This window comes from Sphingomonas sp., assembly GCF_042091075.1.
Lineage (GTDB): Bacteria > Pseudomonadota > Alphaproteobacteria > Sphingomonadales > Sphingomonadaceae > Sphingomonas.
Genome location: NZ_JBELIE010000037.1, coordinates 1 through 22453, shown reverse-complemented (window position 1 = coordinate 22453; position 22453 = coordinate 1). Strand labels below are relative to the sequence as shown.

Here is a 22453-nt window from a genome sequence, read left to right as displayed (position 1 = left end):
GCCGCCACACCTCGGCGATATCGGTCAGGTTCAGATCGAACCGTTCGTCTTCCGGCAGCTTGTCCGACGCCTTGCCCTTCAGGATGTCGAAGCCCTCGGCATAAGCCTGCATCAGCCCATATTCGATGCCGTTGTGGATCATCTTAACGAAATGCCCCGCGCCCGCCGGGCCGGCATGGATATAGCCATGCTCGGCGCGCGGATCAGCGGCGGCATTGCCCTCGCGGCCCGCGGTCCGCTCGATCGTGCCCTCGCCCGGCGCCAGCGTCGCGAAGATCGGGTCCAGGTCGCGGACGACGTCCTCGGGGCCGCCGATCATCATGCAATAGCCGCGATCAAGGCCCCAGACCCCGCCCGATGTGCCGACATCGACATAATGGACCTGCTTTTCGGCCAATTGCTTCGCACGGCGGATATCGTCCTTGTAGAAGCTGTTGCCGCCGTCGATCACGATTTCACCCGGCTGCGCCCCGGCGGCGATCTGATCGACCATGCCGTCGGTGATCTCGCCATGCGGCAGCATCACCCACCAGATCGCGGGATGATCGCTGCCGTCGCGCGCCTTTCCACGGGCGTCGTCCACCCCGGTGGCGGCGATCGCGCCGTCATCGACCAGTTTCTGCACGGCGCTCTCGTCGCGATCATAAGCGACGACCTCGTGCCCGGCCCGCATCAGGCGGCGCGCCATGTTTCCGCCCATCCGGCCGAGGCCGATCATCACCAATCGCATCCGTCGTTCTCCTCGCGTGCGGCTGAATCGCGCGGGCGCTATAGCGGTTCCGCCACCCGCCATGAACAGCCCCGCATATACGGGATCGAAACCCGACCATGACAGAAGCGACGCGATGACCCGCGCTCCCCTTTCCCGACCGCGTATCATGGTCGTGTTCGGCACCCGACCGGAGGCGATCAAGATGGCCCCGGTGGTCGCCGCGCTGCGCGCGCACGACACGCTGGACGTGCGGGTCGTGGTCACCGCGCAGCATCGCGCGCTGCTCGATCAGGTGCTCGCGATCGCCGGCATCGCGCCCGACATCGATCTCGATCTGATGCAGGCCGGGCAGTCGCTGCATCAGCTCGCCGCGCGGATCGTCACCGCTTTGGGGGAAGCGATCGCACGTGAGCGGCCCGACCGGCTGATCGTCCATGGCGATACGTTGACGACGATGGCGGCCTCGCTCGCCGCCTATCTGCACCGCGTGCCCGTCGCGCATGTCGAGGCAGGGCTGCGGAGCGGCGACCTGCTGTCTCCCTGGCCGGAGGAAGGCAACCGCCGGCTGACCGGGGTGCTGACCGACCTGCATTTCGCGCCCACCGAACAGGCCGCCGCCGCGTTGCGCGCCGAGAATGTCGCCCCCGACACGATCCATGTCACCGGCAACACCGTCATCGATGCGCTGCTGGCGATGCGCGCCCGGATCGCGCGCGATCCCGCGCTGGCGGCCGGCCTCGATTCGCTCGCGGCGCGCTTTGCGGGCAAGCGGATCATCGGCGTCACCACGCACCGGCGCGAAAACTTCGGCGACGCGATGGCGCAGGTGGCGCGGGCGATCGAGCAGATCGCCGCGCGCGAGGATGTCGCGGTGATCTTTCCGGTTCACCCCAATCCGGCGGTCCGCCCCGTAATGACGGCAGCCCTGGGCGCGCACCCGCGCATCGCGCTCATCGATCCGCTCGATTACCCGCATTTCGTACGGCTGATGGCGATGAGCCACGTCATGCTCACCGATTCGGGCGGGGTACAGGAAGAAGCCCCCAGTCTCGGCGTCCCCGTGCTGGTGATGCGGGACACCACCGAGCGGCCCGAGGGGGTCGCCGCCGGCACCGCCGCGCTGGTCGGCACCGACGCCGACACGATCGTAAACCGGATGTTGTCACTTCTCGACGATGACGACGCTCACGCCGCGATGGCGCGCGCGCACAACCCCTATGGGGACGGGCGCGCGGCGGAGCGGATCGCGAGGATCGTCGAGCATGCCCACCGTCCCCACTGACACCCCGTCGTTCGCCGCTGAAGCGGTCGTGATGGGGCTCGGCTATATCGGCCTGCCCACCGCCGCGGTGATTGCGCGGGCGGGAATCGCCACTTTGGGGGTCGACGTCAACGAGCGGGTCGTCGCGACCGTCAACGACGGGCGTGTCCATATCGAGGAGGTGGATCTCTACGGCCTGGTCCAGGGGGTCGTATCGCGCGGCGCCCTGCGGGCCGCGACCACGCCGATCGCCGCCGACACATTCATCATCGCGGTCCCCACGCCGTTGCGCGACGGGCATCAACCCGATGTCGGCAGCGTGCTGGCCGCCGCACGAACGATCGCGCCGGTGCTGAAGAAGGGCGATCTCGTCATCCTCGAATCGACCTCGCCGGTCGGCACTACCGAGCAGGTCGCGGCGGAGATCGCGGCATTGCGCCCCGATCTGTCGATCCCGGGACGATGCGCCGGCAGCGCCGACCTGTGCATCGCTTATTGCCCCGAACGGGTGCTGCCGGGGCGGATCCTGATCGAGTTGATCGACAATGACCGGGTCATCGGCGGCATCACCCCGCGCTGCGCACGCCGCGCGATGACCTTCTACCGTCGGTTCGTGCGCGGCGCGTGTCTGACGACGCATGCCCGCGCGGCGGAAATGGTCAAGCTGGTCGAGAACAGCTATCGCGACGTCAATATCGCCTTCGCCAACGAACTGTCGCTGATCGCGGACAAGATGGACATCGACGTGTGGGAGGTGATCCGCCTCGCCAATCGTCATCCGCGCGTGTCGATCCTGCAGCCCGGCCCCGGCGTCGGCGGGCATTGTATCGCGGTCGATCCCTGGTTCCTCGTTGCGGGTGACCCCGCCAACAGCCGCCTGATCCGCACCGCGCGCGAGGTGAACGAGGCGAAGGCGGACCATGTCGTCGGCCGGGCGATCCGGTTGATCGAGCGGGTCGCGGCGCAGGATCCGGATGCGCGGGTCGCCTGTCTCGGGCTCGCGTTCAAACCCAATATCGACGATTTCCGCGAAAGCCCCGCGCTCGATATCGCCGCTGCGCTGGCGCGCCGGTTCGGCGATCGCATCAAGCTGGTGGAGCCGTATGCGCGCTCCCTGCCCGCCGTGTTCGACGGCACGGGCGCGGCGCTGATCGACCTCGATACCGCGCTGGCGGAATGCGCCGCGCTGATCGTGCTGGTCGATCATGACGTGTTCCGCTCGGTCCCGCTCGACGAGCGCGCCGCGCTGACCGTGTACGACACGCGCGGTCTGTGGCCCGACCAGCCGAAATAGCGGCGGGCCGGCCCCCCCAGCGCATCTCCACCCCGGCCAAGCTTTTCTGCGCTTGCTCCGTGCCCCTTCCCCGTCGCACAGCGCACGGGTCATCATCGGGTGGGCGCACATTTGGACTGGCTGAGCACATTGGCGGGCTTCCTCGTCGGCACCATCGTGGGATTGACCGGGGTCGGCGGGGGATCGCTGATGTCGCCGTTGCTGATCCTGCTGTTCGGCGTGGCCCCCGCCACCGCGGTCGGCACGGACCTGTGGTTCGCGGCGATCACCAAGATGGCCGGCGGCGCGATCCACCACCGCCAGAATAACGCGGACTGGCAGATCGTCCGCCGCCTGTGCATCGGCAGCCTGCCAGCGGTGGCGCTTACCCTGTGGTGGCTCGCGGACCATGGGCAGAGAGCGCAAAGCGGCGGATTGATCGTCCGCACGCTGGGTATCACGCTCGTGCTGTCGGCGATCGCCACGCCGTTCCGCCGCCGGATCGTCGAGCGGTTCGCCCGATCGGGCGGCGGGCAGAGCGACACGGCCCGGCGCTGGCAACCGATCCTGACGGTCGCGGCCGGCGCGCTGCTCGGTACGTTGATCACGCTCACCTCGGTGGGCGCGGGCGCGCTTGGCGCGACCCTGCTGCTGATGCTGTATCCGCTGCGGCTCACCGCCAAGCGGCTGGTCGGCACCGATATCGTGCACGCGATTCCGGTCGCGCTGATCGGCGGGATCGGGCACGCCGTGATCGGCAATATCAACCTGCCGCTGCTCGGCTCCTTGCTGCTCGGATCGATCCCGGGCGTGATCCTCGGGGCCCGGCTGACCGATCATTTTTCGGAGCGCGTCGTCACCCCGGCGCTGGCGCTGGTGCTGCTGATCGTCGGCACGCGGCTGCTGATCTGACACCCCGCCGCCACGTCGCCGGATCGAGGCGCCCCGCCGTGGACTGGCGGGCGGGTCGCAGACGGGCTGATCATTGACGGGCTGGCATAAAAAAGGGGCGGCAGCTGACGCCACCGCCCCGTTCATCACTCGCGCCGCAATCCTCTCAGCGCGTCTCCATCCGGATACCGAAGCGGAACGCCCGGCCCAGCAGGTCGGAATAGGTCGGATTTGCCGCCAGCCCGGTTTCGGGCAGGATCATCGGCGACCGGTCGAACAGGTTCGTCACGTTCACGAAGAACTGCGCCTGCGCTCCGCCCATATCGATCTTCTGCGTCAGGTTGAGGTCCGCGTAGAACACCCCCCGAACATGGTTGTTATCGTAGGTAAAGTAATTGGGGTCATATGCGGGACAGTTCGTCGAGCATTCGATCCCATTGGCAGCATAGCGACCACTGCTCGTACCCCGCCCGACGGCGGTGATGGAGAAGCTGTCCGAATCATATGCGGCGCTGACACGATACAGCCATTTCGGCGTACTGGCCTGCCCTCCGTTCACGCCGACAGTGTTAAAGACGATCGTGCCGGGCACCCCGGGGTCAAGCAGGTTGTCGATGTAGCGCGTCGCCAGGCCGCGAAGTGTGAAAGCACCGCCGGCGTTCGCGAATATCTTGTCGAGCGGCACGCGATACGAAGCGTCGATATCGACGCCGCGTACCAATTGCCTTGCCGCGTTGAACGGCTGGCTGCGGATCAGCAGATACGGCTGGCCGGGGGTGGAACGCGCCGGATCCTGCGAGATCGCATCACAGAAAGCCTGTTGATTCTGCAGGTAGCAAAGGTCGGCGATGCTCTGGGCGCTGAACGTACTGATCGCCTGTTTCACGTCGATGCGGAAGTAATCGACCGACAGGTTGAAGCCGGGCAGGAACGTCGGAGTCAGCACGACACCCGCATTCCACGAATCCGCCTTTTCGGGCTGGAGGGACGGATTGCCCGTCGCGAAGCCTGAATAGCTGAAAGTCGCCGGGCCATTGGCACCGTTGGAGGTGTACAACGGGTTCCTGATCGAATCGCTATTCGCCGACCCACCCTGGAACAGTTCGTTCAAATTGGGGGCGCGAATGTCGCGGGACCGCGTCACGCGGAAACGGATATCGTCGATCGGATGCCAGGTCCCACCGGCCTTCCACGTCGTGACATAGCCCGAGGTGGAATAGCGGGTCGCGCGTGCCGCGCCGTTGAACTCGAGGCCGAAGCCCAACGGCACGACCGTCTCGATATAGGCTTCCTTGACGTTATATTTGCCGTTGGTAGGCAGATAGTTACCCACTGACCATCGGTTCGTGGTCGCCGGGCGGCCGCTGGAATCGACCGTCGCAACCGGCTGGAACTCGCTCGGCACGAAACCGCGGATCTTCTCCTCTCGATATTCCGCGCCAACCGACACGCTGACATCGCCCGCCCAGGTGGCGAACGGCGTCACCGCGACGTTGAAGCCAGCATTATATTGTTCGACCACCTCGTCGCGATACGGATTGCCCAGCACATAGTTGATCGCCGCCGGATCGGCGACGCCCAGCCCGAGGCGGTTGAGCGGCACGCAGGCGCGGTCGTCGTTGGTGGTGTTGGCATCGACGTTGACCAGGCACTGGATCGAGCCGGCGGCATAACCATTGGCATTGTTCGCCGGTGCGAAGACCGCCGCCGTGGCGTTGTTCATCCGCGTGATGTTCATGATGTTGCGCAATTGTTCGCGCAGGTCGGCCCGACCGTATTGACCGAAGATGTTCCAGTTCGCGCGCTTGCCGAATACCTCGGTCTCGCCGTCGGCACCGATGGCATAACGCTGCACTTCGCGCTCGTTGGCGATCGCACGGAACGGCAGGTCGGCGGCAGTCGTCGCCAGCGTTACACCGGTGATCCCGGTCAGGCGCTGGCGCCCGAGCGTGTTGTAGAGATAGGCGTTGCAGGTCAGCGGTGCGGTCGCAGCGCTGGTCGCGGCGGCGCAGCCTGTCGCGTTGAGCGCGATACCCGTCGACAGGTTGGGGCCCGCGTTGAAGAACACCTTCTGCTTGTTGTACCCGGCCTCCGCGAAGATCTCGATGTCGTCGGCAATCTCGTAGCTGGCGCGCCCGAACAGCCCATAGCGCATGTCGTCGGGATCAAGCCCGATCCGTCGCCCCGAATCGTTGACCTGCCACGATCCGCCCTGCGTCAGGGTGGGGGTGGCGCTGCCGGTCGGCGACGGGAACGTCAGTGCGCCATATTGATAGTTCAGGATCTGGCCGCCGGGCCCGAAGTACAGCCCGCGCAGGCTGTTGGCGGTGCCGCCGGCCGAGTTGGTGATCAGCCCTCCCGGCGTTGAGTTCGCGGCGCCCACCTGTTGCCGGATCAGATAACGCGGTGTCGTGCTGCTGGTGGTCCAGTTCGGATCCTGGATGCGGACATAGCCCGTCTGGTTCCAGTCGCGGTCGATGGTGAAGATTCCGTCGCGATGCGCCAGTTCGCCCGCAATGAGCAAATGCCCCCGGCCTTCGCTGCCGAACGACGTGCCACCGGCGACGCCGAACGAATAGTTGAACCCGTCGCCCTTGTCGGTGACGCCGCTGTCAACCTGGACCTTGATGCCCGTATATTTCTTGTCGAGAACGAAATTGACGACACCGGCGACCGCATCGGACCCATAGGCCGAGGATGCGCCGCCCGTCACCACCTCGACGTTCTTCACCAGCATCTGTGGGATCGTATTGACGTCGACCAGACCCGTGACCGTCGAAGCGACCGAACGCCGCCCGTCGAGCAACACCAGCGTGCGCGTCTCGCCCAGGTTACGCAGGTTCAGCGCGTTGATACCGGCCTGTCCGCTCGACAGGTTCAGGCGTGAGTTCGCCGGACGGGTCGAACCCGCCAGTGCGGGAAGCTGATTGACGAAATCGGCGATGTTGTTGGACGGCGAACTGTTCCGGATCTCCTCTTGCGTCAGCACCGTCAGCGGTGTCGGCGCCTGGAAGCCATCGCGGATGATGCGTGTGCCGGTAACGACGACGTCGGGGCCGTTCTCGCCACTGTCGGGCGAGGGCGCCTGCATCGTCGCGGTGTTGCGCGTGGGAACCTCCTCGCCCACCCCGGCCGGCGTCTGCGCCGCGGCCGGGATCGCTATGGTGAGCGCGATCAGGCTCGACCAGCCCGCGAGAAGAGCCTTGCGGCGTCCGAACTGCCTTTGAAACGTCATTGTTGCCCCCTAATGGCTCGCTGGCCGGCCCGCACGGACCGACCTTCAGCGACGCCCCCCGCGCGACGTTATCCCCGCCCGCCCGGTCATTTAGGTGCCGGATCGTCGCGGTTGTCGTGGCCGAAAGGTGCAGGCCGACCGTTGCCACCGTCAAGCGCGATGCCTGTTCCAACGCTTCGGCAGGGCATAAACACGGCCTATACCGCATCGCCCTGCCGCGTGCCGTGGCCGTTGCCGCGCCATAGCCCGCCCTTATGGTGCTAGCCGCGCTTGTCATGAGCGCGGCATGCTTCCGACCGCTAGCGTGCCGCGCCGCCACCCGCGAGAAGGATCAAGCCGATGCTCGACCGCCGTTCGTTCCTGCTGGCCTCCGTCGCGACGATCGCCCTGGCCCCGGCCTGCCGGGCGCAGCAGCCGCCCGCGCCCGCGCCGACGGCGGAGCCTGCGCGGCGACGCATCGCCGGCCTGTCCGCCGCGATCGACATTGTCGACGATGCCTGGGGAACGCCGCATATCCGCGCCGCGTCGATCCCGGACGCGTTCTTCGGCCAGGGCTATGTCGTCGCGCGCGACCGGCTGTTCCAGATCGATTTCGGCCATCGCCGCGAACTGGGGCGGATGGCGGAAGCATTCGGCCCCGAATTCGTGCCGCACGATACCAACGCACGGCTGTTCCACTATCGCGGCGATCTGGACGCCGAACTGGCGCGGGTTCCCGACAAGGTGCTGGCCTGCGCCCGCGCCTATTGCGCGGGTGTGAACGCGCGGATCGCCGAGGTGCTGGCCGATCCGGCGCTGTTGCCGGCCGAATATGCCGTACTGGGCGTGCGGCCGCTGCCGTGGGACGTGCGCGACATGGTGCTGGCGCGCGGCGCGTCGATCGGCAATGTCGACGACGAGATCCGCCGCGCCAGGCTGGCGGCCATCGGGGCGCTGGACCTGGATGCGATCGTCGCGCCGCTTCGCCCGGCGCATAAGATGCATATCCCCACCGGCCTCGACACCGCCGCGGTGAGCGAGGCGGACATGGGCGTGCTCAACATCGGCAGCCTGCCGTTCGGCCCCGAAACCCCCGTCCGCGATCCCGCCGGGCCGGGCACGGCGCTGGAGCGGGCCAATGCCGGCAGCAATGCCTGGACGATCGCCCCGTCGCGCAGCGCGACCGGCCGCGCGATCCTCGCCAACGATCCGCACCTCGGCATCGGCGGGTTCGGTCCCCGCCACGTCGCGCATCTGACCGCGCCGGGGCTGGATGTGATCGGCGGCGGCGCGCCGGGGCTGCCCGGGATCATGCAGGGCCACACCGATCGCTTCGCCTTCGGGCGGACCAATTTCCACATCGACCAGCAGGATCTGTTCGTGCTGGAGCTGCACCCGGACGACTCCGAACGGTATCGCCATGCCGGCGGGTGGAAGCGTTTCGACCGCGTCGACGTCAGCATCCCGGTGAAGGATGGCGCGCCGCGCACCGCGACACTGCGTTACGCCGTACAGGGTCCGGTGATCAGCCACGATCCCGCGCGGCACCGCGCCACCGCGCTGGCCTCGATCGGGATGATGCCGGGCGGCGGCGGTTCCTTCGCGATGATCGCGATCAACCTCGCGACGGACTGGACCTCGCTGAAGCAGGCGTTCGAGCTGCATCCGTCGCCGACCAATTTCCATTATGCCGATGTCGCGGGCAACACCGGCTGGCAGGTGATCGGCTTCGTCCCGCAGCGCCCCCGCGGCGACGGGCTGCTGCCGGTGCCGGGCGACGGGCGCTACGACTGGAACGGCTACAAGGATTTCCGCGCGCTGCCGTCGGAATATAATCCGGCCAAGGGCTGGTTCGCGTCCGCCAATCAGAACAATCTGCCTGCCGACTGGCCAAAGGACCGGGTGCCCGCTTATTCGTTCCGCGATCCCTATCGCTACGAACGGATCGCGACGGTGCTGTCGGCGCAGAGCGCGCATACTTTGGCCGACAGCGTCGCGTTGCAGCACGATACGTTGTCGACCCCCGCGACCCAGTTCGTCGCGCTGCTGCCGGCACAGCCCTCCGCGGCCGCAGCCCCCGCCGCCGCGATGCTGCGTGGCTGGGATCGCCGGCTGGATCGCGACAGCGGTGCGGCGGCGCTGTACGAGATCGTATGGCGCGACCTGTCGCAGCGGCTGCTCGCCGCGATCGTCCCGGAAAAGGCGAAGACGCTGGTGACCGAGATCGCGCCGTCGATCCTGCTTGCCGAGGCGAAGCGGCGCCCCGCACTCCTCGATGCTTCGCTGGCGGCGGGCTGGCAACAGGCGCAGACGCTGATGGGCCGCGATCCCGCCACATGGCGCTGGGGCGATCTGCATCGGGTGCGGATCGCGCATCCGCTGGCGCGCATCCCGGCGATCGCCGCCGCCTTTCCGGCAATCGACGGCGAGGGCTCGGGCGGCGACAGCTATACCGTGATGGCGCGCTGGCTGGGTGACGGCCCTTCGTGGCGGGTCGGCGGCGGGGCAAGCTATCTGCAGGTGATCGATGTCGGGGCGTGGGACAATTCGCTGATGCTCAACCTGCCCGGCCAGTCGAACGATCCGCGCTCACCGCATTACCGCGATCAATATGCGCCATGGTGCGCGGGGCGGATGCTACCGATGCCTTTCAGCCGCGCCGCGGTCGACGCCGCCGCGCGCCGCCGTACCACGCTGCAACCGGAGGACCGCGCATGACCCGCCTGCCATTGCTCACCTTGATCGCGCTGCTGGCCGGGCCGGCCGCGGCACGGGCGCCGCATGTCGACAGCGTGATCCGCGGCGGCACGATCTACACCGGCGCGGAAACACCGCCGATCACCGGCGATGTCGAGATCAGCGGCGACCGCATCACCTATGTCGGTCCGTCACGCGGCACGCGCGCGGCGCAGATGATCGATGCCAGGGGGCAAATCGTCGCTCCCGGGCTGATCGACGCGCATACCCATCCAGACACCTATATCCGCTCCCCCGATGCGACCCAGCGGCTCAACCTGCCATGGCTGGCGCAGGGGGTATCGACGATCGTCACCGGTGTGGACGGCTATGGCACTCCGGACATCGCGGCCGACGCGGCGACGCTGACCGCCAGCCGGATCGGCACCAACGTCATCCCGTTCGTCGGCTTCGGCGCAGTGCGCAGCCGCGTGATCGGCCGCGACGATCGCGCGCCCACCCCCGCCGAACTGGCGCGGGAACAGGCGCTCGTCGCGCGGGCGATGTGCGAGGGTGCGACGGGCTTCTCGACCGGCCTGTTCTATGCTCCGCAAAGCTACGCCAAGACCGAGGAGGTGATCGCGATCGCGCGTGAGGCAGCAACGCGCGGCGGCCTGTACGACACGCATCAGCGCGATGAATCGAACTACAATATCGGGCTGATCGCATCGACCGAGGAGGTGATCCGCATCGGACGCGAGGCGAAGATGCCGGTGCATATCGCGCATCTGAAGGCGCTCGGGGTCGACGTGCAGGGCAGGGCACCAGAGCTGATCGCGACGATCGAGGCGGCGCGCCGCGCGGGCGTGAACGTTACCGCCGATCAATATCCCTGGCTCGCCTCGGGCAGCAGCGTCGATGCCGCACTGGTCCCTGGCTGGGCGCTCGATGGCGGTTATCGCCGCTTCCTCGCCCGGCTCGACGATCCCGCGACGCTGGCACGGTTGAAGCCCGAGATGGCGGAGAACCTGCGTCGCCGGGGCGGCAAGGAATCGCTGCTGCTGACCGCGCAGAATCAGCCCTGGACCGGCAAGACGCTCGGCCAGATGGCGGCGCTTTGGAAGCTCGACCCGATCGATGCCGCGATCCGCATCCTGCGCGTGCCCAACAAGGACGGCAGCGATCCGGCCGGCAGCGCGGTGGCCAGTTTCAACATGGCGGATCGCGACGTCGATCTCATCATGAAGCAGCCGTGGGTGGTCACCAGTTCGGACGGATCGGACGGGCATCCACGCCAGTGGGCGACGTTCCCGAAGAAATATCAAACCTATGTGCGCGAACGGAAAGTGATCTCGCTCGCCACCTTCATCCGCCAGTCGACCGGCGCCACCGCGGACATCTATCGCATCGCGCAGCGCGGTTATCTGCGCCCGGGTTATTTCGCGGATGTCGTCGTCTTCGATCCGCTGCGCTACGCGCCGCGCGCCGACTATCTCCACCCCCGCGTCGCCAGCGTCGGCGTCTCCGCGCTCTACGTTAACGGTCGCCTCGCGCTGCGCCAGGGTGCCACCACGGGCGAGGCGGCGGGCCGGGTCTTGCTGCGCCCCAAACCGGCCGGGTGCGGGGCGTAAGGCCACCCCGCCCCGCCCCCCCGGCGCTCCGGCGCCACGACAGCCGCCGGGGAGGGCCCAGCGGCCTGAGATAGCCTTGCGTTATAGTCACCCGCGCAACCACGATTTGCGCGTCCGGCCGCCGCGCCTCTACGTTCACCCACATCCTTTTTCCTTCAGGTGAGCGATGATCCCGGGGCCATATCTTCTCTATCTCGGCCATTCCGATGACGAGGTCGGCATCAAGACGTCGCGCGGGCTGGCCGCCTTCCAGCGGGACGCTTGCGTGGGCGAATGGCGCCACGACGATTGCCCGTTGACGCTCGGGCTGCCCCGCATGTCGGTCGCCGAAGCGCGCCAGGCGGGCGCGCGGACGCTCGTGCTCGGCATCGCCAATGCGGGCGGGCGGCTGGGTGACGATCTGATCGACGATGCGTTGCTCGCGATCAGCGCGGGGATGAACGTCGCGTCGGGGCTGCACCAGCGGCTGCGCGACGAACCACGCCTCGTCGCGGCGGCCACGGCCGTCGGCGTTCAGCTTTTCGACGTGCGCGATCCGCCGGTGGATCTGCCGGTCGGCAATGGCAAGCCCCGCGCCGGGCGCCGGCTGCTGACCGTTGGCACCGATTGCTCGGTCGGCAAGATGTACGCCACGCTGTGCCTGCGCGATGCGATGCGCGCGCGTGGCATCCGTGCCGATTTCCGCGCCACCGGGCAGACCGGCATCCTGATCGCCGGGGACGGCATCCCGCTCGACGCGGTGGTGGCGGATTTCATCGCCGGCGCGATCGAGATGCTGTCGCCCGCGCGCGACGACGACGGCTGGGATCTGATCGAGGGGCAGGGATCGCTGTTCCACCCCAGTTTCGCTGGCGTCTCGACGGGATTGCTGCACGGTGCGCAGCCGGATGCGATCGTGATGTGCCACGATCCGTCACGGGCGCATATGCGCGGCCTGCCGCATTATCAGTTGCCCGAGCTGAAGGAATGCCTCGACGCGAACCTACGCGTCGCGCGGCTGACCAGCCCCGCCGTGCGCGCGACCGGCATCGCGCTCAACACCGTCAAGCTGGACGACGTCGCCGCCCGGCGACTGTGCGACCAAACCGCCGACGCGCTCGGCCTTCCCTGTACCGATCCGTATCGCTTCGGTGCGGACCCGATCGTCGACTGGACCCTGCAATGCTTCGCACCCTCAGCGCCCGCCATGACCGCTTCGCGCTGAACGCGCCCTTCCGCATCTCGCGCGGGGTGAAGACGGCGGCCGATGTGGTCACCGTCACGGTCGCTGGCGCCGGCCATGTCGGACGCGGCGAAGGCGTCCCCTACCCGCGTTACGGCGAGACGGTCGAGGCGGCGCTCGCCGCGATCGAACAGGCGCGGGCGCTGATCGAGCGCGGTGGCTCGCGCGCCGATCTCGCCGGGGCGATGCCCGCCGGTGCGGCGCGCAACGCGGTCGATAACGCCCTGTGGGACTGGGAGGCGCGCGCCGCCGGCACCAGCGTCAGCGATCGCGCCGGCCTTCCCGCCGTTGCCCCGGTCGCTTCCGCGATCACCGTGGCGATCGATCATCCCGACGCGATGGCGGCGGTCGCGGCCCGCCATGCCGACGCGCCGCTGCTGAAAGTGAAGGTCGCTCGTGAAGACGCCTTGCGGCAGATCGCCGCGGTGCGCGCCGCCGCTCCCACCCCGCGGCTGATCGTCGATCCCAATGAAAGCTGGACGATCGAGGAGGTGCGCGGCTGGCAAGACGAACTGATCGCGCAACGGGTCGATCTGCTCGAACAGCCGCTGCCCGCCGGCGAGGATGGCGCGCTCGCCGCGCTGGAGACATCGCTCGCCATCTGTGCCGACGAATCGCTGCACACCGCCGCCGATCTCGGCGCGCTGCGCGGGCGCTATACGCACGTCAACATCAAGCTCGACAAGACCGGCGGCTTGACCGAAGCGTTGTCGCTTGCCGAGGCCGCATCGGCCATGGGGTTCGGGTTGATGGTGGGGTGCATGGTGTGTTCGTCGCTGGGCATCGCGCCCGCGCTGCTGCTGGCGCAACGCGCGCAATTCGTCGATCTCGACGGGCCGTTGTGGCTGGCCGCGGATCGCGACGGTGGCGCGATCGACGATCACGGCATCCTCCAGCCGCCACGGCGCGGTTTCTGGGGAGAGGCGGCGTGAGCGGCGCGCGATCCGTTCCGATCGCGAAGGCCGCCGCTTGATGCGCGCCTGGTTCGCGATCCCATTGTGGCAGCGCGTCGTCGGCGGGCTGATCATCGGCGTCGTGATCGGTATTTTCTGGTCGGAAGGGGCAGCAGCGATCCGGATCGTCGGCGACTTGTTCGTCCGCCTGATCAAGATGCTGGTCGTGCCGGTCGTGCTCATCACGATCGCCGCCGGCATCGCCGGGCTAGGCGATCCGCGTCGGCTGGGGCCGATCGGCGGCCGAACGGTCGGGCTGTTCGCGCTGACCACGCTGATCGCGGTGTCGATCGGCATGGCGGCGGGGCTGCTGCTACGCCCCGGCGCTGGCATCGCGTTGGCAGGCGTCGCGCCGCATGTGCTCGGCGCCGCCGTCAGCCCCTCCGAGCAACTGCTCGGCATCGTCCCCGCCAATATCGTGGAGTCGCTGGCGAAAGGCGACATGCTGGCGATCATCTTCACCGCGGTGCTGCTTGGCGTCGGCAGCGTGCTGGCGGGTGAGGCGGGTAGGCCGGTCGTCGCGCTGCTACAGGGGCTGGCCGCGGTGCTGCTGCATATCGTGCGCATCGTGATGGAGGTGACGCCGTTCGGCGTCGCCGCCTTGATCGCGAATGCGGTCGCCGGCGGTGGAGCGGCGGTGTTCGTCCATGTCGGCTGGCTCGCCCTCGCCGTGGTCATCGCCTCGCTGATCCAGATGCTGGTGGTGCATGCCGGGCTACTGGCGCTGGTGGCGCGGGTGCCGGTGCCGCGCTTCTTCCGCGGCATCGTCGATGCGCTGGCGGTCGCCTTTTCCACCGCCTCTTCCTCCGCCACGCTGCCGGTCGCGCTGCGTGTTGCGCAGGACAATCTCGGCATCGCGCGTCCGGTCGCTTCGACCGTGCTGCCGCTCGGCGCCTCGATCGGCAAGGACGGAACCGCCATGTACGTCGGGCTGCTCGGCCAGTTCGCGTTGCAGGCGCTCGGCATCACGCCCGACGCCGGCATGCTGGCGATCATGCTGGCGACGGGCGCGCTGGCGGCGTTCGGCACCGCGCCCGTTCCCTCGGCCTCGCTCTTCATGCTGGCGGCGATGCTGTCGTCGGTCGGCGTCGCCCCCGAACAGACCGCGCTGGTGGTGGGGCTGGTGCTGCCCTTCGACCGTCTGCTCGACATGACCCGCACCGTGCCGTCCGCCAGCGCGAACCTGACCGTCGCCACGCTGGTGGCGCGTCATGAAGGCGCGCTCGACGAGGCGATCCTCCACCGGCACGTGACGACATGACGACGGAAAGGCTACAGCGCACGTCATGAACCTGCGCCACATCGAGATCTTTCACGCCGTCTATGTCAACGGCTCGGTCAGCGCCGCCGCCCGCGCCCTCAATGTATCGCAGCCGTCGGTATCGAAGACGTTGCGCCACGCCGAGACGCTGCTGGGCCTGGAGCTGTTCCAGCGCACCAATGGCCGGCTGGTCCCCACCGAAGATGCGCACGCGTTATTCTCGGGCGTGGCGGAAATTCAGGACCGCGTGCGCGCGCTGCGCGAGGCTGGGCGCAACCTGCGCGCCGGGGCCGGCACGACGCTGCGCATCTCGGCCCTGCCCAGCCTGGCGCTTGGCGTCATCCCTGCCGCGGTATCGCGTTTCCTGAAACAGCGCCCGAACGTCCGCTTCGACCTGCAGACGGTTCACCATGACGACCTGCTCCGCAAATTATACGAGCGAGAGGCCGATATCGCGATCGCCAACGAGGTGCCGCGCGGTGCGCCGCTGGGGCAGAGCTGGCTCGGCGAAGGGGAACTGGTCGTCCTGTATCGCGAAAGCGACATCCCCGACGCGCCCTCGCGGCTGGAACTGTCGCAGATCAGTTCCCATCCCTTCATCACGCTCGCCGCCTCGGGGCCGATCGGCCGACTGTTCACCGACGAGATGGAGCGGCTGGGAGTCGAGTTCGACGACATCGCCTCCGCCCGCACCTTTTACATCGCCGCCGCGCTGGTCCGCGCGGGGGTGGGGCTGACGGTGGTCGACAATTTCACCGCCGACGCCACCGCCGGCGACGGACTGGCGATGCGCTCGCTAAAGCCGCCGCTCACGTTCGACGTTCACGCGATCCACTTGCTCGATCGCCCACCCAGCGCGCTGGCGGCGGAATTCCTTTCCGTCCTTGGCGACGTCATCGAGGGACGCTGATGCGCGAATGCCTGCTGCCGCTGCTGCTATTGCTCGTCCCCCTGCCCGCTGCGGCCGAGACGGTCGACCAAGCGATCGCCAGCGCCCCGCCGGGGACGCGCATCGGCCTGCTGGTGGTGGATGACGACGGGCGAGAAATCGCCGCCATCCGTGCCGACGAGCGGTTCGTGCCCGCATCGAACACGAAGATATTCACCACCGTCGCCGCTTACGCCACGCTGGATACCGAGGCCCCGGACGCGGCGGGCGGCGCCAGCGTGCGGCTCGACGGGCGCGATGTCGTACTGACCGGGCATGGCGATGCCCGCCTGTCCAGCCTCGACGGCTGCACCAGCGATTGCCTCGCCGATCTGGCACGCGCGGTCGCGGCACGCACCCGCGTGGTGGGGGACGTGATCGGCGACGATACCGCCTTCCCGGATGAACGCTGGCCGGCGGGGATGAGCTGGAACAACATGGCCGGGCAATATGGCACCGCCGTTTCCGCACTGACCATCGACGACAATGTCATCGTGCTGACCGTCAGCCCGGGCTCCGACATCGGTGCGCCGGCGATCGTGACGGGCGACGGTTATTTCCGGATCGACTCACGGATCACCACCTCCGCGCCAGGCACCACCCCCGATCTCGGGTTCGCGCGCCTGCCGGGAAGCGACATGCTGCGGCTGACCGGGACGATCCCCGCCGGCACCGCGCCGCGCTCGCTGACGGTGGGGATCGACGATCCGGCGCATCGCGCCGCGTGGCGGCTGGCGGCGCTGCTGCGCGCCGCCGGGGTGCGCGTGACGGGACGGATCACGTCGCGACACCGCCCGCTCACCCCCGACGACGACCCCGGGACGCGCGGCAACGCGCCAGTGGCGCGCCCGCCGGAGCCGGTCGCGCTTGCACGGCTCACCCCGCCGCCGCTGGCGCAGGATATCCTGCACACCAACAAGGTCAGCCAGAATCTGCACGCCGAGCTGCTGCTGCGGCGGGTCGGCGCGGTCGGCGGCGCGGGCTCGGTCGCGGACGGACAGGCCCGCGTCACCGCGATCCTCACCGCCGCGGGCGTTGGCCCGGCGGGATATGATTTCGCCGATGGTTCGGGCATGTCGAACTACAACCGCATCACGCCGCGCGCCGCGGTTCGCTTGCTGCGCTGGGCCGCCGTGCAGCCATGGGGCGCGGCGTGGCGCGCGACGCTGCCGGTCGGTGGGCAGGACGGCACGCTGGCGCGACGCTTCGCCAATACGCCGCTGGCGGGCAAGCTGTTCGCCAAGACGGGCACGCTCAACGCCGCCAACGCGCTGTCGGGTTATCTGATCGCCGCCTCGGGCCGGACGCTGACCTTCTCGGCGCTCGCCAACGACATGCCACAGGATGCGAGCGCCACCCGCGCGGTCGATCGCGCGCTGCTGGCGATCGCGGCGGCGCATTGACCATTGCGTCTTGCGATCATCCAGCCCCGGGCGGTCTATGACGATCCCGCCGCCACGATCGCCGTAACGCTGGAACATTGGCGCGCGGCATCGGCGCTGGGGGCGCGACTGATCCTGTTTCCCGAGGCATGGCTGCTCGGCCATGCCTACGACGCGCCGGTGATTCATGCGCGCGCCGCGAGTATGCCGCCGCTCCTCGAACGGCTGTGCGACGCATCGCGCGCGCTGCCCGCCACCGCGATCGTCGGGGCGTTCGAGGCGATCGACGGCTGGATCTTCAACAATGCCCTGATCATCGAGGCCGGGCGTATTAAGGGGCGGTACGCCAAGAGCCACCCCAATGAAGATGGTGTCACCCCCGGCGTCGCGATGCCGGTATTCGACGGGGACGGTCGCCGCTACGCGATCAATATCTGCAACGACGCCAATCACCCCGCGACCGCCGCGCGAGCCGTGGCGGCCGGTGCGGACCTGTTGCTATACCCGCTCAACAACATGCTGCCCGCCACCGTCGCCGAACGCTGGCGCAGCCGCAGCGTCGACAATCTTGTCGACCGCGCCCGCGAGACCGGCTGCTGGATCGCTTCGTCCGACGTTACCGGCGAGGCGGGGGAGCGCGTCGCTTTCGGTTGCACGATGATCGTCCGCCCCGATGGCACGATCGCGACGCGCGTGCCGGAGGGGGAAGTCGGCATGGCGATCCACGACCTGCCCCTGGCAAGCTGAACGACACCGCGCAGCGTGCGACAGGCCGTTACACTTTCGCCCCTTCCCCGCGAAACATTCGCGACGGTCGCGTCCTATCTCCTGTGGCGGGCCGGGTTGCCGGCCGCAACATCGAGGGAGTGAACGTCATGAACCGCATGAACCGCATGATCGCCGTATTCGGCCTGGTCGCGCTGGCGGCGCCGGGAGTGGCCAGCGCCGCGCCGTGGCAGTCGATCAATCAGCGTCAGGCACGGCTTGACCAGCGCATCGATCAGGGCATCCGCTCGGGAGCGCTGACCCGTAACGAGGCGGTGCGGCTGCGTGGCGAATTCCGACAGATCGTGAGCCTGGAGAGCCGTTATCGCCGCAACGGCCTGTCACTGCAGGAACGCCGCGATCTTGACCGCCGTTTCGACTCGCTCAGCGCCCGGGTCCGCATCGACAAGAACAACCGCCGCGCCTATCGCTGATCGGCGGCACACCGCCGGATGGCCCCGCCCTCCCCTTCGGGGCGCGGGGCCGTTCTGCAACCATAACGTGCCCGGAACATTGCATTATCGCCTTGAAACAGGAGGGTGCAATGAAAATGGCGATGGCGGCGCTGGGCGCTGCGGTGATGGTGGCGGGCTGCTCCACGTATGGCGACGGCTACGGCCCGCGCCGCGCCGGCTACAACGGCTGGGGCGCCTATGACTATAATCGGGTCGATCCCGCCTACGGCGGCTATTACGCCGATCGCTATTATCGCGACGCCCCCGATTATCGCGAACGCCGGCTGTCGCGCCGTGACCGTGTCTATGTCGGTCAGAACGGGCGCTATTATTGCCGCCGCGATGACGGGACGACCGGGCTGATCGTCGGTGGCATCGCGGGCGGCGTGCTGGGCACCGCCATCGCCCCGGGCGGATCCGGGCTGCTGGGCGCGCTGATCGGTGGCGCGGCGGGCGCGGCGGTCGGAAAGTCGGTCGATCGCGGCGAGGTGCGCTGCCGCTAGGGCAGCGGCCGGCGCGGATGGGGCGGATGTGCGCCCCACCCGCGCCGCCCTCACGTTATACCGTCTTCAGCAACACCAGCAGGCGAGACCAGGCGCGTTCCGCCTGCACCTTGTCATAGGCGGGGCTATCTGGCGGGCACCAGCCGTGATTGGCCGGATAGACAGCGATCTCGGCCGGCACGTTCGCCGTGGCAAAGGCAGTGCGAAGCGCGTCCTTGTCGCCCGGGGCGCGTGCGTCGTCGTTCTGCGCGATCGCGATCAGCGCGCGGCCACGCACCTTCGACACCAGCCGGTGGGGGCTGTCCGGCGCGTCCGTGACAAGGCCCGCACCATGGAAGGAAGCGATCGCGCGTACCCGCGCCGGCACCGCGACGGCGCTCTGGATCGTCATTGGCCCGCCCATGCAATAGCCGGTCACCGCAATGCCCCGCCGGGCATCGACCCCCGGCTGCTGATCCAGCCAGCGCAGGAACGCGGTCGCATCGCGCATGATCGCGGCGGATGTCAGCGTCTTGCGCCACTCCATCGCCTTGCCACGGGCATCGGGCAGATCGGTAAAGGGGGTTCGGGTGGTGCGATGGAACTGGTTCACCGCCAGCACCGCATAGCCCGATTCGGCGAGCCGCGACGCCATGCCCTCGAACGCCGGGCGCAGACCCATGATATCCGGCCAGATCAGCACCGCCGGGTGACGCCCGCTGCGCGGCGCCGCATAATAAGCCTGTGCCGGCCCGTCGGGGGTGGTGATCGTCACCGCGCGCCCCGTTACGGGGACAGCGTTCGCCGGGCTGGGCAGCAGCGCCGCCATGCTCGCGACGCTCGCGCCCAGCGCGAAGTCGCGCCGCGACAGGCGGGCGTTATCCGTATCGGTGTGCTCGTCGCACATAAGATGTTCCTCTCCTGCCCCGCCCGCGCGGATCCTATCGGCCGGTGCGGAATGGGGGAAGCAGATGTTCGCGCGGTGTTGTCGGGCGAACATCGCCCCGGGCCGGCATCACAACGGGCCGGCATCACAACGGGCCGGCATCACAACGGAATGAGCGAGCGCCCTACGCCTTTTCCAGCGTGCATTGCAGCGGGTGTTGATTCGCCCGGGCGAAGTCCATCACCTGCGTCACCTTCGTCTCGGCGACCTCATAGCTGAACACGCCGCACACGCCGACGCCCTTCTGATGCACGTGCAGCATCACGCGAGTCGCTTCCTCGACGCTCATGCGGAAGAAGCGTTGCAGGCACAGGACGACGAATTCCATCGGGGTATAATCGTCGTTGAGCATCAGCACGCGGTACGGCGTGGGCTTCTTGGTGCGCGTCCGGGTGCGGGTCGCGACGCCCAGGCCGGTGCCGTCGCCGGTACCTTCGTCGTCACCACCCTCGCCGGGGCCTGCCGCCATATCGATCGTTAGCTGTTGCATGAACACGCGACAAAATATGGCAAGCATGGTGGAGAGAGCAAGAGCGCGATCGCACGAAAAAGGCGCCCGCATCGCTGCGGGCGCCCGGTTCGTCCTATCGGATCGCGCGCGGCGCGATCAGGCGGCGACCTTCACCTTGTCGGCGGCGAGCGCGACACGGTTCTGGATCGGCTTGGCGATATCGCCCGCCAGCTTCATCGACACCTCGGTGGTGCGCGACGCTTCGGCGACCATCGCGTCGAAGGCGCCGCGGAAGAAATCGGCCTGCAGCTGCATCAGCTCGGTCGGCGACTTCACCGCCGCCATCGACTTCACCACCTCGGCGGTGCTGTCGTAGCGCGAGCGGAAGAAAGCAGCGGCGTCCTTGCCCATCGCCTCGAAGCCCTGCGCCGCGATGCGCGACGATTCGACCAGTGCCTCGAGGTTGCCCTTGCCGAATTCGGCCATTTCCTCGGCGGCCTTCTTCGTCTTCTCCATGGCGGAGCGGGTCTGCTCGCTCGCCTGGGTGAACATCGTGCGGGCGCCGTCCTGCGCCTTCTGGGTCAGGTTCTCGGCATTCGCGGTCAGCGTCTCGTTCATGATCGGTTCCTTGCGTTCGGGGGCTTCGGCGGGGAGGGTATCGGTTGCGGCCGGCGCAGCGACGGGCGCGGGCTCGATCACCGGCGCGGCAGCGACGGGTGCGGCGGGAAGAGGTATGGCGGGGGTCGGTTTCACGACCGGCGCCGCGGCGATCGGTGTCGCGACCGGCGGGGTAGGGGCGACGGATGGCGCCGCTACCACTGGCTCCGGTGCTTTGACGGCGGCAGGCACGGCGGACGCGGCAACAGGCTTGCGCGGGGCGCGCGCGGCCTTGGGCTTCACCGTCGTGGTTGCGCGAGGGGCGGCCGGGGCGCGCTCATCGACCATGTGCCTGCTCCTTTTTTGTTGCAGTGCACAATAATCGTTCGCAGGCCCTTATTCAAGGCTTTTGTCCCGCCGCCTCCGGACAATACGAAAGCCGCTCCGCGATCATCGATCACCGCGCGCGAACGTAGCTGCCCGGTGCTTCCTCGATCGCTGCCAAAGGCCCCTTGCCCGGGATTCGCGCGCCCTTCGCCTTTACCGTCGCGGGTGCCTGCGCGCGCAGCCAGGCGATCCAGTCCGGCCACCAGCTGCCGGCGGTTTCCTGTGCCCCCGCGGTGAAGGCCTCCAGCGTTTCGACGGGCTGGTCGTTGGTCCAATAGCGATACTTGTTGGCGGCGGGCGGATTGACGACGCCGGCGATATGGCCCGATGCCGCCAACACGAAGCGCAGCGGGCCATCGAAGTGGCGGGTGATCTCCCACACGCTGTCCGCCGGGGCGATATGATCCTCGCGCCCCGCCTGGATATAGCTGGGCGTGGTCACCGTGCGCAGATCGATCGGCACGCCCAGTACCGACAGCGCGCCGGGTTCGACCAGTCGATTGTCGCGATACAGATCGGTCAGATAGGAGCGATGCCATTTCGCCGGCAAATTGGTGGTATCGCCGTTCCAGTGGAGCAGGTCGAACGGCGCATATTCCTTGCCGAGCAAATAGTTGTTGGTGACGTAGTTCCAGATCAGGTCACGCCCGCGCAGCAGGTTGAACGTCGCCGCCATGAATCGCCCGTCGAGGAAACCCTGCGGGCTGAGCGAGGCGATCATCGCCAATTGATCGTCGTCGACGAAATGCCGCAGATCGCCACCCCTGGCAAAATCCACCTGCGCGGTGAAAAAGGTCGCGCTTGCCACCTTCGCCGCCTCGTCGCGCGCGGCCAGCACCGCGAGCGTTGCCGCGAGCGTGGTGCCAGCGACGCAATAGCCGATCGTGTGGACCGCTGGCACGTCGAGCGCGGCCCGGACCGTCTCGATCGCGTCGATCTGCGCGGCGACATAATCGTCCCACGTCA

Annotated in this window: 19 protein-coding genes; 13 read left to right on the top strand and 6 right to left on the bottom strand. The window is 68.2% G+C overall.

The window, feature by feature from the left end; translation table 11 throughout:
* Nucleotides 1-730, bottom strand: a 730-nt coding sequence (locus ACFDSW_RS05720) for an NADP-dependent phosphogluconate dehydrogenase (RefSeq protein WP_375249316.1), incomplete at its 3' end; no start/stop codon positions are given.
* A 115-nt stretch (nt 731-845) separates the two neighbouring features.
* Here ACFDSW_RS05720 and wecB point away from each other — a divergent pair.
* From wecB to ACFDSW_RS05705, 3 genes are all read left to right on the top strand, one after another.
* The gene (gene wecB / locus ACFDSW_RS05715; protein WP_375249315.1) at nt 846-1994 is read left to right on the top strand and encodes a non-hydrolyzing UDP-N-acetylglucosamine 2-epimerase; all 1149 of its coding nucleotides are present in this window, start codon (nt 846-848) and stop codon (nt 1992-1994) included.
* Complete coding sequence (wecC, locus tag ACFDSW_RS05710; RefSeq protein WP_375249314.1) at nt 1975-3267, top strand: UDP-N-acetyl-D-mannosamine dehydrogenase; 1293 nt, start codon at nt 1975-1977, stop codon at nt 3265-3267. Before wecB ends, wecC begins: the two co-directional genes overlap by 20 nt.
* Before the next feature lie 111 nt (nt 3268-3378).
* Nucleotides 3379-4158, top strand: a complete 780-nt coding sequence (locus ACFDSW_RS05705) for a sulfite exporter TauE/SafE family protein (protein WP_375249313.1) — start codon at nt 3379-3381, stop codon at nt 4156-4158.
* A gap of 145 nt (nt 4159-4303) precedes the next feature.
* On the opposite strand, the gene ACFDSW_RS05700 is transcribed toward ACFDSW_RS05705, so the two are convergent.
* On the bottom strand, nt 4304-7372 hold the full coding sequence (locus ACFDSW_RS05700) for a TonB-dependent receptor plug domain-containing protein (RefSeq protein ID WP_375249312.1): 3069 nt from the start codon (nt 7370-7372) through the stop codon (nt 4304-4306).
* Nucleotides 7373-7711: 339 nt separating this feature from the next.
* Between ACFDSW_RS05700 and ACFDSW_RS05695 the strand changes: the two genes are divergently transcribed.
* From ACFDSW_RS05695 to ACFDSW_RS05650, 10 genes are all read left to right on the top strand, one after another.
* Nucleotides 7712-10069: a penicillin acylase family protein gene (locus ACFDSW_RS05695; protein ID WP_375249311.1), complete on the top strand. Its 2358-nt coding sequence runs from the start codon at nt 7712-7714 to the stop codon at nt 10067-10069.
* Nucleotides 10066-11658, top strand: coding sequence for an amidohydrolase family protein (locus ACFDSW_RS05690; RefSeq protein ID WP_375249310.1), 1593 nt, complete (start codon nt 10066-10068; stop codon nt 11656-11658). Before ACFDSW_RS05695 ends, ACFDSW_RS05690 begins: the two co-directional genes overlap by 4 nt.
* A 166-nt stretch (nt 11659-11824) precedes the next feature.
* Nucleotides 11825-12862, top strand: a complete 1038-nt coding sequence (gene dgcN / locus ACFDSW_RS05685; RefSeq protein ID WP_375249309.1) for an N-acetyltransferase DgcN — start codon at nt 11825-11827, stop codon at nt 12860-12862.
* Complete coding sequence (gene dgcA / locus ACFDSW_RS05680) at nt 12820-13812, top strand: N-acetyl-D-Glu racemase DgcA (protein ID WP_375249308.1); 993 nt, start codon at nt 12820-12822, stop codon at nt 13810-13812. Before dgcN ends, dgcA begins: the two co-directional genes overlap by 43 nt.
* A 40-nt stretch (nt 13813-13852) precedes the next feature.
* Nucleotides 13853-15094 carry a dicarboxylate/amino acid:cation symporter gene (locus ACFDSW_RS05675; RefSeq protein ID WP_375249307.1) on the top strand — a complete coding sequence of 414 codons (1242 nt, stop codon included), beginning with the start codon at nt 13853-13855 and terminating at the stop codon, nt 15092-15094.
* Nucleotides 15095-15119: 25 nt separating this feature from the next.
* Nucleotides 15120-16004: a LysR family transcriptional regulator gene (locus ACFDSW_RS05670; RefSeq protein WP_375249306.1), complete on the top strand. Its 885-nt coding sequence runs from the start codon at nt 15120-15122 to the stop codon at nt 16002-16004.
* Complete coding sequence (gene dacB, locus ACFDSW_RS05665; protein ID WP_375249305.1) at nt 16004-17425, top strand: D-alanyl-D-alanine carboxypeptidase/D-alanyl-D-alanine-endopeptidase; 1422 nt, start codon at nt 16004-16006, stop codon at nt 17423-17425. Before ACFDSW_RS05670 ends, dacB begins: the two co-directional genes overlap by 1 nt.
* Before the next feature lie 3 nt (nt 17426-17428).
* Nucleotides 17429-18151, top strand: a complete 723-nt coding sequence (locus ACFDSW_RS05660; RefSeq protein WP_375249304.1) for a carbon-nitrogen hydrolase family protein — start codon at nt 17429-17431, stop codon at nt 18149-18151.
* Between the two features lie 128 nt (nt 18152-18279).
* Nucleotides 18280-18603: a hypothetical protein gene (locus ACFDSW_RS05655; protein ID WP_375249303.1), complete on the top strand. Its 324-nt coding sequence runs from the start codon at nt 18280-18282 to the stop codon at nt 18601-18603.
* Nucleotides 18604-18713: 110 nt separating this feature from the next.
* Nucleotides 18714-19127 carry a hypothetical protein gene (locus ACFDSW_RS05650; protein WP_375249302.1) on the top strand — a complete coding sequence of 138 codons (414 nt, stop codon included), beginning with the start codon at nt 18714-18716 and terminating at the stop codon, nt 19125-19127.
* Between the two features lie 55 nt (nt 19128-19182).
* Here ACFDSW_RS05650 and ACFDSW_RS05645 read toward each other — a convergent pair whose 3' ends face one another.
* The 4 genes from ACFDSW_RS05645 to ACFDSW_RS05630 all read right to left on the bottom strand — a co-directional run.
* A complete protein-coding gene (locus ACFDSW_RS05645) occupies nt 19183-20013 on the bottom strand; it encodes a dienelactone hydrolase family protein (RefSeq protein ID WP_375249301.1) in 831 nt (276 codons plus the stop codon).
* Nucleotides 20014-20176: 163 nt separating this feature from the next.
* Nucleotides 20177-20521 carry an ATP-dependent Clp protease adapter ClpS gene (gene clpS / locus ACFDSW_RS05640; protein ID WP_375249317.1) on the bottom strand — a complete coding sequence of 115 codons (345 nt, stop codon included), beginning with the start codon at nt 20519-20521 and terminating at the stop codon, nt 20177-20179.
* Between the two features lie 138 nt (nt 20522-20659).
* On the bottom strand, nt 20660-21256 hold the full coding sequence (locus tag ACFDSW_RS05635; protein ID WP_375249300.1) for a phasin family protein: 597 nt from the start codon (nt 21254-21256) through the stop codon (nt 20660-20662).
* Between the two features lie 301 nt (nt 21257-21557).
* A partial coding sequence (locus ACFDSW_RS05630; protein ID WP_375249299.1) for a PHA/PHB synthase family protein occupies nt 21558-22453 on the bottom strand: 896 nt, incomplete at its 5' end.

What these genes read in the sequence shown, in the direction of transcription:
- dgcN (WP_375249309.1), top strand. Translation starts at nt 11,825, where the DNA reads ATGATCCCGGGGCCATATCTTCTCTATCTCGGCCATTCCGATGACGAG.
- ACFDSW_RS05675 (WP_375249307.1), top strand. Translation starts at nt 13,853, where the DNA reads ATGCGCGCCTGGTTCGCGATCCCATTGTGGCAGCGCGTCGTCGGCGGG.
- ACFDSW_RS05670 (WP_375249306.1), top strand. Translation starts at nt 15,120, where the DNA reads ATGAACCTGCGCCACATCGAGATCTTTCACGCCGTCTATGTCAACGGC.
- ACFDSW_RS05645 (WP_375249301.1), bottom strand. Translation starts at nt 20,013, where the DNA reads ATGTGCGACGAGCACACCGATACGGATAACGCCCGCCTGTCGCGGCGC.
- ACFDSW_RS05695 (WP_375249311.1), top strand. Translation starts at nt 7,712, where the DNA reads ATGCTCGACCGCCGTTCGTTCCTGCTGGCCTCCGTCGCGACGATCGCC.
- wecB (WP_375249315.1), top strand. Translation starts at nt 846, where the DNA reads ATGACCCGCGCTCCCCTTTCCCGACCGCGTATCATGGTCGTGTTCGGC.
- clpS (WP_375249317.1), bottom strand. Translation starts at nt 20,521, where the DNA reads ATGGCGGCAGGCCCCGGCGAGGGTGGTGACGACGAAGGTACCGGCGAC.
- ACFDSW_RS05650 (WP_375249302.1), top strand. Translation starts at nt 18,714, where the DNA reads ATGAAAATGGCGATGGCGGCGCTGGGCGCTGCGGTGATGGTGGCGGGC.
- ACFDSW_RS05700 (WP_375249312.1), bottom strand. Translation starts at nt 7,372, where the DNA reads ATGACGTTTCAAAGGCAGTTCGGACGCCGCAAGGCTCTTCTCGCGGGC.
- dgcA (WP_375249308.1), top strand. Translation starts at nt 12,820, where the DNA reads ATGCTTCGCACCCTCAGCGCCCGCCATGACCGCTTCGCGCTGAACGCG.
- ACFDSW_RS05655 (WP_375249303.1), top strand. Translation starts at nt 18,280, where the DNA reads ATGAACCGCATGAACCGCATGATCGCCGTATTCGGCCTGGTCGCGCTG.
- dacB (WP_375249305.1), top strand. Translation starts at nt 16,004, where the DNA reads ATGCGCGAATGCCTGCTGCCGCTGCTGCTATTGCTCGTCCCCCTGCCC.
- ACFDSW_RS05690 (WP_375249310.1), top strand. Translation starts at nt 10,066, where the DNA reads ATGACCCGCCTGCCATTGCTCACCTTGATCGCGCTGCTGGCCGGGCCG.
- wecC (WP_375249314.1), top strand. Translation starts at nt 1,975, where the DNA reads ATGCCCACCGTCCCCACTGACACCCCGTCGTTCGCCGCTGAAGCGGTC.